Below are 8,120 nucleotides of genomic sequence, written 5' to 3' on the forward strand. Positions count from 1 at the left end.
CCCGCGCCGGGCGGCCCCGCGCCGGGCGGCCCGGCGTCGGAAGGCCCCGCGCGGTCGTTCTGGTGGTCGCGGGGCGGAGGCGACGGGGGCTGCGCGGCCGTTGCGCCGTCCACGACGAGGAGTTGACGACGGACCGCGACAGGCCGTCGCGGGGCCGGGACGAGGGCGGCCCGCTGCCGACCGACGGGCCGGTGGGTGGTCGGGGCCGCTCGGTCGCCGCGCTGCTGGGCCTCGCCGCGCACGGGGTGCGCAGCACGGCGGTCCGGATGCCCCGGACGGTCCACCACCGGGGCGGGGGGCGGGTTCGCCGGCCTGCTGGCCGAGCGGGCGCGCCGCACCGGGGTCGCGGGGTACCCGGGCGACGGCACCCAGCGCTGGCCGGCCGTGCACGCGCTCGACGCGGCGGTCCTGTTCCGGCCGGCCCTCGAATCGGCACCGGCCGGGACGGCCTGGCACGCCGTCGCCGACGAGGGCGACGCGGTGCTCGACATCGTGACGGTCATCGGCCGGCGGCCGGGCCTGCCGGTGGAAGCGGTCCCGCCGGAGGACTTCGGCCCGTTCGGCCCGATCTTCGCCATGGACCGGCCCGCGTCCAGCGCCCGCACCTGCGAGGTGCTCGGCTGGCGGCCGACGCACCCCGGCCTGTTGGCGGACCTGGAGAACCTCCGGCCCTGACGTCCGGCCCTGCCCGTCCGGCCCCTGACGTCCGGCCCCTGCCCGCCGGGGGGCGGGCCGTCGTGCGGGGGCGGGGGTCAGGAGGAGGGGAGCATGGCGCGGCGGCCGGGGGCGGCGGAGGACTGCATGGTCATTCCGCCGTCCACGACGAGGAGTTGGCCGGTGAGGTAGCGGGACTCGTCGGAGGCGAGGAAAACCATGGTGTGGGCGATGTCCTCGGGTTCGCCGAGGTAGGGGAGGGCGTTGCCGGCCAGCAGGGAGTCGATCACGGACTGCGGCAGGTTGTCGCGCAGGGCGGGGGTGAGGACGGCGCCGGGGGCGATCGCGTTGCAGCGGACGCCCTGCGGGCCGTACTGGACGGCGATCGACTTGGTGATGCTGACCACCGCGGCCTTGACCGCGCCGTACGCGGTCTGGGTGACGTCGCCGACCAGGGCGGCGACCGAGGCGGTGTTGACGATGGAGCCGCCGCCGGCCCGGATCAGGTGGGGGAGGGCGAGGCGGGAGCCGATCAGGGTGGAGCGGACGTTGCGGGAGACGGCGCGGTCGAACTCCTCGAAGTCCATCCGGAGCAGGTCGAGGTCGCGGCGCGGGTCGGTGCCGCCGACGTGGTTGCACAGCACGTCGAGGGTGCCGAACTCGCGGACGGCGGTGGCGAACAGCTCCTCCAGCGAGTGTTCGTCGGTGACGTCGACGGTGAGCGGCAGGGCGTGCCGGCCGGCGGCCTCGACCAGGCGGGCGGTCTCCTCGGCGGCCGCGCCGTCGTAGTCGGCGGCGACCACCAGGGCGCCTTGGGCGGCCATCAGTTCGGCGGCGGCCCGGCCGATGCCGCTGCCGGCTCCGGTGATCACCGCGACCTTGTCCTTGAGGCGTTCCATGGGGTGCCGTCCTTCCGTGGTTCCGGTCGAGCGCTGTTCTCATGTGCATGATACACAGCTTGTGCATCATGCACATAATGTGCACGATGCACAGCGTGCCGGGCGGGAGTCGGCGGGAGTCGGCGGGAGTCGGCGGGCAGGGCGGGGCTCGCGAGCAAAGCGGAGGCAATGCCCCGACGAACTCCCGGCTCCGTGGAATCGACGCTCCCGCCGGGGTCGGAAAGCGGTCCGCATTAACGAGGGAGAACTTCGCGGCGAACAGCCGCAGCGCGAGGGGGATTTCACTTCCGGACTTCCTCCGTGCACACATAGCGTTCGCCGCGTGACGATGTGCGTCCGGTTCGCGGTCCGCGCGGGTCGGCAGGGTGTTCGGTGGCGCGGCCGGGGAACGGGCGCGCACCGGCGGACAATCCGGGGGTAGCGGCGGTGCGCGGGGAGGGCCTGTTCACGGAGCGGGCGCCGAACGGGCGGTTCCAGTGGCAGCTCAAGGCGATGAACGGGCGAGTGGTGGCGGTGTCCTCCTCCGTCCACGAGTCGTCCGTCGACGCCGAACGGGCGTTCGCGGAGCTGGTCGCGCTGGGACCGGCGCTGGTGGCGCGGATCACCCATGTCCGCGACGGCCTGGGCTGGACCTGGGTGGTCCCCGGGCCGAGGGGCAACCCGCTGGTCAAGTCGAGCCGGGCGTACGAGCGTTACGCGACCTGCCAGAACGCGTTCCGGCGCTTCATGGCGCTGGTGGCCCGGATGGCCGAGACGGCCGAGGCAGCCCGGGTGGCTGGGGCCGCCGGGGCGGCTGCGGTGCCGGACGCCGTGCTGCGGCCCGGCCCGGAGCCGGTGGCCGCCCGGCCCGGGGGCGCCCTGGCCGGGGGCGGAAGACCGGGGGGCGGAAGACCCGGGGCCGGGAGACCCGGAGGCGGCGGTGGTTCCGGCGGCGTCGGGGCCGGGGGTGCGGAGTGAACACGGCGGAGGCCGGTCGCGGTCCCCGGCTGGTGCCGGTGCGCGCGGCGGACGGACGGATCGGCTGGTCGCTGGTGGCGGCGAACGGCAGGCGGCTCGCCGCGGCCGTCCGCTCCTACCGCAGCGACCGTGAACTGGCCTCCGGAATATGCGAGTTGCTGGCCGAGCGGGCAGTCCTGCGGTTCGTGCTGAGCCAGCGCGAGGACCGCCTCTGGATCTGGACGGCACACCTCCCGGCCCGCACCACCCGGGCCGGCGCGGGCGGCGGCGAGGCAGTGGCGCGCAGTGCCCGCGGCTACCTGCGCCGCGACCAGTGCCGGCAGAGCGTGGCCGCCTTCCGGCAGGGCGCGGACCACGTCCAGCGGTTGCGGCGGCTGGCCGGCGGGACGTTCCCGCCGTCCGCCTGGTAGTCCCCGCCCCGTCCGTCCGGCGCAGCCCCGTCCGCCGGGCACCGGCCCGCCCGCCCGAGCGTCCCGCCCCGCCCGCCCGCCCGCCCGCCCGCCCGAGCGTCCCGGCCCGTCGGGGGTCGGGGTGCTGCGGGCTTTTCGCGCGCCCGGGGCGGTGGAAACGGTCGGAGCGGGCGGTTGTCGGGGCGTCCGAAATACGCGGACGGTGCGGGCGGGGCCGTCCGGGGGCGGGCGCGGGTGGTGCGTGGGCGGTGTGGGATGGGTGGGAGTGGTGCAGCGAGAGTGAAGCGGAGGTGTCCGGGGTGACCCCGTGGGCACACCTGGAGAAGAACGCGCTCGGGCCCGGAGCGGTGGTCGACGGATGGCCGACTCCCGCTCCCACCAGGGATTTCCGGTGCCGCGGCGGTCGACGGCCGGACGGCCGGGGGCGGCGGGCGGTGCTTCCGGGGTGCGGGCGGTCGCGGCGAGGATCGCTCCGCCGGAAGCCGCGGAGCTCTCCGGCACCGGACCCCGCCAGGTCCGGTCCAGCTAGTGCTGCGGCAGGCAACCTTCGCCCGTCGCGACGCCCGGCACGCACTCTCGCCGCACCGGCCGAAAACCCGAGTACATCCAGTACGAGGGCTTCCGGCCGGCACGCCGACAGCACGCACCGGACGCCGCTCCTTCACGGCAAAGGTCGCCTGACGCGGCACTAGGACCTTCCCCTACGGAGGAACAGGACCATGCGTCACACCGCCGCCAAGGCGTTCGCCGCCGTCGCGATGACCGCCGCCCTCACCGCCATCACCGTCCCCGCGATGGCGGACCCGGCCACCGGCACCGTCCCGGCCGCCACGGACATCGTCGGCTCGGGCTCGGACACCACGCAGGCTCTGCTCAACCAGTTCTCCACCGACTACAACGCCACCGTGTCGACCACCCCGAAGCTGTACAGCTGGGACGCGACCGGCTCGGCCTCGATCACCCCGAAGAGCGGCGCCGCCTCGCTCGCCCGTCCGAACGGTTCCGGCGCCGGCATCACCGAGCTGAACGCGACCGGCAGCAGCTTCGACTACGCCCGTTCCTCCCGGGGCCCGCAGACCGGTGACCCGGCCTCCAACCTGTTCGTGGCGTTCGCCAAGGACGCGGTGACCTGGTCGGCGAAGTCCGGCGGCCACGCCCCGACCAACCTGACCACCCAGGACCTGTTCGACATCTACTCCTGCACCAAGACCAACTGGTCGACCTTCGGTGGCACCTCGGGCACCATCAAGCCCTACCTGCCGCAGATCAACTCCGGCACCCGCTCCTTCTTCCTGAAGGCGATCGGCAACCCGACCCTGGGCGCCTGCGTGGTCACCGGCCCGCAGGAGAACGAGGGCACCGACCTGGCGCTGAACGACGACGACGTGATCTTCCCGTACTCGGCGGGTCACTGGGTCGGCCAGGCCAACGGCCACAAGGACTCGGTCGACGACAAGGGCAGCCTGACCCTGCGCAGCATCAACGGCGTGGCCCCGCTGACCGCCTCCGGCACCCTGAACTCCGCGTTCGCGAACCCGACCTACGGCCGGGTGCTCTACAACGTGGTCCGGGACGCCGACTGGAACGCCAGCCCGGCCACCACCAAGAGCACCGCGCTGCGCGCGATCTTCGGCCCCACCGGCTACCTCTGCTCCACCGCGGGCAAGGCGTCCACCGTCAGCTACGGCTACCTGACCCTGGCCGCCGCCTCCTGCGGTTCCACCACCCACATCTGACGGTCCCCGCCCCGGGGCTCGTCCGCAGCACCACGCACCAGCACGCAGTACCACGCACCACCTAGCACCCGCCGCCCGTTCCGCGCTCCGGCCGGGACGGGCGGCGGCCAGCACCACACGCACCGAGCAGCACGCGTGCACAGCACACACCACGCGCCGCCACGCACCAAGCGCCGGGTGCCGCAGAGCACCCCGTCCGAAGGAGCCACGATGTCCCGTCACGCCGTCCGGATCGCCGCCGCGGTCGCCGGTCTCGCCCTCGCCGCCACCGCCGCGTCCGCCACCTCCGCCACCGCCGCGCCGGTGGCCGGCAGCGCGGTGATCCACGAGAGCAACTCCTTCTTCCAGCAGGCCGCCCAGGCCGGCATCGTGGCCGTCCCGCTGCCCACCGCCACCGCCGGCTACGACGCGGCCAGCGGTCTGTCGGCGAGCTTCCCGGTGACCGACGGCAACGGCGTTCTGAGCAACTTCTTCGGCGGGGTCAGCCTCGGCGGCGGCCTGCTGTTCGTCGACGCGAGGACCGGCAGCGCGGTCTCCTTCCACAAGCTGGGCTTCGCCTTCGACAGCTGGTCCGTCACCGCCGTCCCGGACGGTTCCACCACCCCGGTCGCGCTGTTCGACCCGGCGGGCAACAACTCGATCACCAAGACCGGCAGCACGCAGAACCTGGCCGCCGACGCGCTGGTACTGAACGCCGAGGGCGCCCAGTACCTGGACGGCAAGCTGCACACCACCTTCTTCACCGAGGGCCAGGACATCGGCTCCTTCACGCTGTCCTACACGCCCGCCTCCTGATCCGCCCGGCAGGTCCCGCACCCGCCCGCGCCCGGCACCGCCCGTACCGCCCGCACCCCGCACCCCGTGCCCCGCACCCCGCGCCGCCCGACCGGATCCGGTCGGGCGGCGCGTTTTTCTGACGGTACGCCAATTTCGTTGATTCGAGCACCAATTGGGGTCTCGTACACCTGGATGACAGCGACCGGCCAGACGCGACTGGCCGAATATCGTCGGAGCCGCCGACCGGTCGCTCCGCTCCCTGTCACCCGCGCGTGCCCGATCCGGCGCGCCGTCGCCCGGAGGTGCTGCACCGATGAGAACCCGCCCGTGGGGGCTGAGACCCGGATCGCGTCCGTCGAGGGCCTACCTGGCGGCCGTACTGGCCTGGGCCGTCGCCGCCGCCGTCGTCCTCCTGCCGCTGGGCGGCCCGGGGGTCCAGCCCGCGCGGGCGGCCGCGGGGCAGACCTTCGAGGGGCCGGCCCGCTGGGACCCGGCCACCTGGACGGAGGGGGACAAGGGCACGATCACGGTCTCCCAGGTCAGCGGCCTGGGCAACCAGGTGGTGCACGTCAGCTGGACCGGTTTCACGCCGACGGTCGACATCTACGGCAGCCCGGTCAACGCCGTCACCAAGGTCGGCACCGGGGTCGACGGCTCGGCCGACAACCGGGCCCTCTACCCGGTCCGGATCTACCAGTGCCGGGGGGAGAAGCCCTTCGTCACCGACTGCTACGGCTCCAGCCTCTACGGCGGCGACCCGGCGGCCGGCTTCCTGCAGCCCTCGCGGCCGGACAACCTGAACGTGCCCGAGTTCCCGTCGAACATGGTGATCGCCGCGACCCGCCCGGACGGCACCGGCGAGGCGGACATCGAGCTGTGGACCGCCCAGCAGAGCCAGACCCTCGGATGCGACCCCACCCACAAGTGCTCGCTGGTGGTCGAGCCGAACTACGGCGGCGACCCGCTCGGTGCCTACTCCTTCCCGGACTCGCAGATCAACTGCGACGACCACTCCGCGGACGCGGACAACGAGTTCAACACCGCCACCGACTTCACCCTGATGCGGAACATGTTCCGGGTCGACGAGAAGCAGTACTGGAGCGGTGAGGCGTGCGCCTGGGCGCGCCACGTCACCATCCCGCTGGACTTCGGGCCGACCACCGACGCCTGCAAGGCCGGCGACAACGCGTTCTCCGCGATCGGCCTGGAGATGGCCGACCGGGCGATGGCGCAGTGGCGGACGGGCGCGTGCCTGGCCTCCGACCCGATGCAGGTGCAGTACTCCGTCGGCAACGGCGAGCCGCAGGCGCGCTCGGCCTTCCTGCGCAGGTCCGGCGCGGACGTGGCACTGACCTCCGTCCCGGACCGCAACGCGCCGACCAGGCCCTACGTGTACGCGCCGCTCACCAACGGCGCGATCTCCGTGGTCCACGTCGTCGACGACGCGGTGACCGGCCAGCAGGTCCGCCGACTGCGGCTGAACCAGCGGCTGCTGGCCAAGATGCTGACCCAGACGTACCGCTACTACCAGGACGACACCGAAACGGTCCGGGGCAACCCGATGTGCCTGTTCGACGACCAGGAGTTCCGCGCGCTCAACGCGGACACCGCGCCGGGGATGCACTGGCCCTCGTGCACCAACACCGCGAACACCGCGCCGGTGGTGGTCGGCGGCACCACCGACCTGGTGCAGCGGCTGACCGAGTGGATCGCCGCCGACCCGGACGCCGACCAGTTCCTGCACGGCGCCGCCGACCCGTGGGGCACCCACGTCAACGCGAAGTTCCTGCCGCCCACCTACTCCGGCTACCCGGTCGACACCTTCCAGACCCTGGACTACACCGGGCAGAACAACCACAAGCAGTACGAGTGGAACCCGGTGCTCGGCGGCCTGGGCCAGGTGCTCCGGATGACGCTGCAGAACCAGCTGTCCTGCCAGCTCCCCTACGTCGACGCCAGCGGCCAGCACAAGCGGTGCTTCAGCATGGTCAACGGGCAGCGGGCGCTGTTCGCGGTCATGGACAGCGGCGACGCCCAGGCGATGAGCCTGCCCGAAGCCGAACTGCCCAACCCGGCGGGCCAGTTCACCACGCCGACGATCGCCTCGATGCAGGCCGCGGCCAAGGACATGCCCTTCGACGAGACCACCGGCACCCAGCAGCTCCCGTACGGGGACGACGACTCCGCCTACGCGAAGGACCCGAAGGCGTACCCGCTGACCATGGTGCAGTACGCCATGCTGCCCACCGAGGGCCTCGGCCAGGCCAAGGCCGCCGCGGTCAGCGGGTTCGTGCGCACCGTCACCGACCCCGGCCGGGGGCAGGTCTACGGCCGGGCGCCGGGCCAGCTCGCCGTCGGGTACGCGGCCCTGACCAAGGCCCAGGCCGCCCAGGCGAAGGCCGCCGCCGACCACGTCGCGGCGCAGGACGGCGGCACGCCCGGCAAGCCGGCCGACACCGGCACCGAGGGCGGTGACGGCGGCGGCTCCGGTTCCACCGGCAGTGCCACCGGCGGTTCCAACGGCGGCGGCACCGGCGGGAGTTCCGGCGGCATCTCCGGCGGCGCGGGATCCGTCGGCGGCACCGACGACGCCACCACCGGCGGCACTCCGGGCACCTCGGGCACCGGGGCCGTCCAGGCCGGGGCCGCGGCCTCCGGCAAGCCCGGCGGCAGCGCCTCGCCCGGCC

5 protein-coding genes and 2 pseudogenes are annotated in these 8,120 nt (G+C 73.8%); 6 read left to right on the plus strand and 1 reads right to left on the minus strand.

From position 1 onward, the window contains the following. Window positions 1–161: 161 nt before the first annotated feature. Window positions 162–675: pseudogene (locus ACWEO5_RS37140) on the plus strand (3-beta hydroxysteroid dehydrogenase); the annotation flags it as partial. Between the two features lie 77 nt (window positions 676–752). Here the strand turns inward: ACWEO5_RS37140 and ACWEO5_RS37145 are convergent. After that, window positions 753–1,553, minus strand: coding sequence for an SDR family NAD(P)-dependent oxidoreductase (locus tag ACWEO5_RS37145; protein WP_452166507.1), 801 nt, complete (start codon window positions 1,551–1,553; stop codon window positions 753–755). 426 nt (window positions 1,554–1,979) lie between these two features. On the opposite strand from ACWEO5_RS37145, the gene ACWEO5_RS37150 reads away from it, so the two are divergent. From ACWEO5_RS37150 to ACWEO5_RS37170, 5 genes and pseudogenes are all read left to right on the plus strand, one after another. Then, entirely contained in the window at window positions 1,980–2,510 is a 531-nt protein-coding gene (locus ACWEO5_RS37150; protein WP_452166508.1) for a hypothetical protein, read from the plus strand. Then, window positions 2,507–2,920 carry a hypothetical protein gene (locus ACWEO5_RS37155; RefSeq protein ID WP_452166509.1) on the plus strand — a complete coding sequence of 138 codons (414 nt, stop codon included), beginning with the start codon at window positions 2,507–2,509 and terminating at the stop codon, window positions 2,918–2,920. Before ACWEO5_RS37150 ends, ACWEO5_RS37155 begins: the two co-directional genes overlap by 4 nt. Window positions 2,921–3,639: 719 nt before the next feature. Then, complete coding sequence (locus ACWEO5_RS37160) at window positions 3,640–4,656, plus strand: substrate-binding domain-containing protein (protein ID WP_452166510.1); 1,017 nt, start codon at window positions 3,640–3,642, stop codon at window positions 4,654–4,656. Between the two features lie 210 nt (window positions 4,657–4,866). Continuing rightward, the gene (locus ACWEO5_RS37165) at window positions 4,867–5,451 is read left to right on the plus strand and encodes a hypothetical protein (RefSeq protein WP_452166511.1); all 585 of its coding nucleotides are present in this window, start codon (window positions 4,867–4,869) and stop codon (window positions 5,449–5,451) included. 295 nt (window positions 5,452–5,746) lie between these two features. Continuing rightward, window positions 5,747–8,120 (plus strand): annotated as a pseudogene (locus ACWEO5_RS37170) (hypothetical protein); the annotation flags it as partial.

Source organism: Kitasatospora sp. NPDC004272 (assembly GCF_053603035.1).

Coding starts and splice junctions, on each gene's coding strand:
- ACWEO5_RS37145 (WP_452166507.1), bottom strand. CDS start 1,553: ATGGAACGCCTCAAGGACAAGGTCGCGGTGATCACCGGAGCCGGCAGC.
- ACWEO5_RS37160 (WP_452166510.1), top strand. CDS start 3,640: ATGCGTCACACCGCCGCCAAGGCGTTCGCCGCCGTCGCGATGACCGCC.
- ACWEO5_RS37165 (WP_452166511.1), top strand. CDS start 4,867: ATGTCCCGTCACGCCGTCCGGATCGCCGCCGCGGTCGCCGGTCTCGCC.